Source organism: Paraburkholderia ultramafica (assembly GCF_902859915.1).
Lineage (GTDB): Bacteria > Pseudomonadota > Gammaproteobacteria > Burkholderiales > Burkholderiaceae > Paraburkholderia > Paraburkholderia ultramafica.
In genome coordinates this window covers 1-2,635 of record NZ_CADIKK010000115.1, presented here as the reverse complement: position 1 = coordinate 2,635, position 2,635 = coordinate 1, and the positions used below count along the sequence as shown (strand labels likewise).

The window sequence follows — 2,635 nt, the reverse complement described above, 5'->3', positions numbered from 1 at the left end:
TTCGCTGGCGAGCGCCTCATTGTGGACAAAGCCATGCTCCTGCGCCGAGTGGATGGCCTGCTCGTAGAGCTGTTCGGCATCAAGCACGCGGCCTTCGATGCGGGCGATCTCGGCCCCGACCAGTGCGGCGCGATTCGCGAAATTCTCGGGACAGTTTTCCGCCCAGACCTGCAGTTGCCTGTGATGTACAGCCAGAGCGTCCAGGTGCTGCTGCCGCTCCTCGGCCGGTGCGCAGTCGCACCAGGCCGCTAGCGTCAGCGCGCCATAGAAATGATATTCGGCTTCCTCCAGGAACGCGGACGAGGTCCAAAGGAGGCGCTGCGCCTTCGATGCAGCGTTCAGGGCCGCCGCATGGTCACCGGCGATATAGCGCGCCTGCAGTTTCCGGATCCAGTACCGACACGCAGCGGTCGCCAGGGTCGGGTTGCTGGACAGATGGTGTTCGATGCGAAGTTCATTGAACTGCCCGTCGTCAAGGCAACCGAATTTCAGCGTCAAGCCGCGCAGCATCCGGATCAGCGCGAGCTGCGTGGTGATGAAGTCAATGACACAGCCGAATCGCGCCTTTTCGGCGAATGCGAGGCCACGCGCTGCTTCGCCTTGCACCTCGGGCAGCGGCTCGCCGGCAAAGAGTAGATCCGTGTTGAGGCAGTAGCACGAGTAGTCTGCATACGTGAGGTCTCCGATCCGGTTCGCCGCGCCGAACGCGCGGCGCATCAGGTCACGGCAAGCCCGCACGTGTTTCGTCCAGTGCACGACAAAAAGCGCGAAGTCAAGATACGTCCTCGCCTCGAAGCGTTTGAGCCCGCGTCGTTCGACGAGTTTGTAGCCGAGTTGGCCGAATCGAAATCCGGCCTGGTAGTTGCCGAAACGCGGTCCGGCGCTCCTGCCAAGATGCGCATAGGCGAAACATGAAGCATCGCAGTGGCCGCGCTCAAGGCTGAGACTGATCGCCTTGCAGCTCGTCAGGGAAGCCAGGTTCGCATCCATAAACCAGGCCGGCGCCAAGACCTTACTCAGAACCTCGACGGTCGCAAGGGACGCCGCGTCTTCCATCAGTGGCAAATCGATGAGTTCCTCAATGGTTCGGCTACCGAGCAATGACCCGATGTGTTCGTATTCGCGTCGCACCTCCTCGTCTTGCGGATGGGGTGACCAATCGATACCGACATGCCTGAGGTAGTCGAGACACACAGCGACCGCGCGGTCGCTCTGATCGAGGGTCGTGCAGACATCCATATGCAGGCACGCAACGCTGGCCTGTTCGATGGTTGTCGTGGCTCGCCTTGACAATGCCGCCAGTCGCTCGTCTGCCATCGGTAACTGGCCGGTCAGGAATTCGCATTCGGCCCGGTTCAGTTCCAGCGCAAAGACCAGCTCATGCTGGCGCTCCCAGCAATCAGCCTCCAGGAGTTCCGCGCCGGTGATGAGATAGGTGAGCGCTGCGGCATAGGCAGTCGACGCCCTGGCGCGCTGGCCGGCGAGCAGGTTGAACCCGGCCAGCTGCTCACGCTCGTCACGTGATGTAATCAGGGGCGCGCCGCGGTTCAACTGGTTGACGATCTCGAAGATCGCCTCCTCCCGTTTCCCGGGGGGCGTCTGCGCGGCGAGCAGCCGCCCGATTCGCAGATGGGTCTCGGCGCGTGCTGCGTGCGGGATCAGCGAATACGCGGCCTCCTGCACCCGGTCGTGCACAAATCGCCAGGAGCTTTCCAGCCGCTCGACCAGTCCGTGGTGGACCGCCGGCCACAGCGACGCGTGCACCTGCTTCTCCGGGGTCGCGAGCACGATCGAAAGCATCGCGACCGTGGCCACGTTGCCGAGGCAGGCAAGCTGCTGCAACGCCGGTTGCGTTTCGGCTGGCAGGCGGGTCACCTTGTCGACCATCAGATCCACGACATTCTCGGAGTAACCGCGGGCATGAATGCGATCAGGATCCCAGCACCAGCGCGCCGCGTCATGATCGAAAGCGAGCAATTCCTCTTCGGCGAGCGCGTGCAGAAACTGGATCACGAAGAACGGGTTGCCGGCGGTTTTCGCCTGCACGAGCTGCGCGAGCGGCGCGGCGCGTGCCGGCTCGCAATGCAGCGTATCCGCAATCAGCTTCTCGATGTGTTCACGGGCGAGCGGGACAAGCGTGATTTCATCGATCCGGGTGCCGATGTTCCTGATGGCCTGAAGCTTGCCTTTCAGCGGATGGGTGGCATCGACTTCATTGTCCCGGTAAGCGCCGATCAGCATCAGGTGCTGCAGATCCGACTGCGTCAGCAGGTCCTCGAGCAGGTCGAGCGTGGCCATGTCGAGCCACTGCAGGTCGTCGAGAAAGAGCGCCAGCGGATGGTCCGGGCGGGCAAACACACCGATGAAGCGCTGGAACACCAGCTGGAAACGGCGTTGCGCCTGCTGCGGCTCAAGCTCGGGGACCGGTGGCGGGTCCCCGATGATGAGCTTCAGTTCGGGAATGAGGTCGCTCATGAGCCGCGCATTCGGCTCCAGTGCCGCCAGCAACGCGCTGCGCCAGACTGCCAGCTCAGCGTCGCGCTTGCCGAGCAGCTGCCGCACCAGGCTCTGGAAAGCCTGCACCAGCGTGGAATAGGGGATGTCGCGCTTGTACTGGTCGAACTTGCCGGAGGCG

At 63.1% G+C, this 2,635-nt stretch carries 1 protein-coding gene; it reads right to left on the bottom strand.

The features are described 5' to 3' along the window. The coding region (locus HV744_RS36340; protein WP_175154052.1) for an ATP-binding protein at positions 1-2,635 on the bottom strand (2,635 nt) is incomplete at both ends.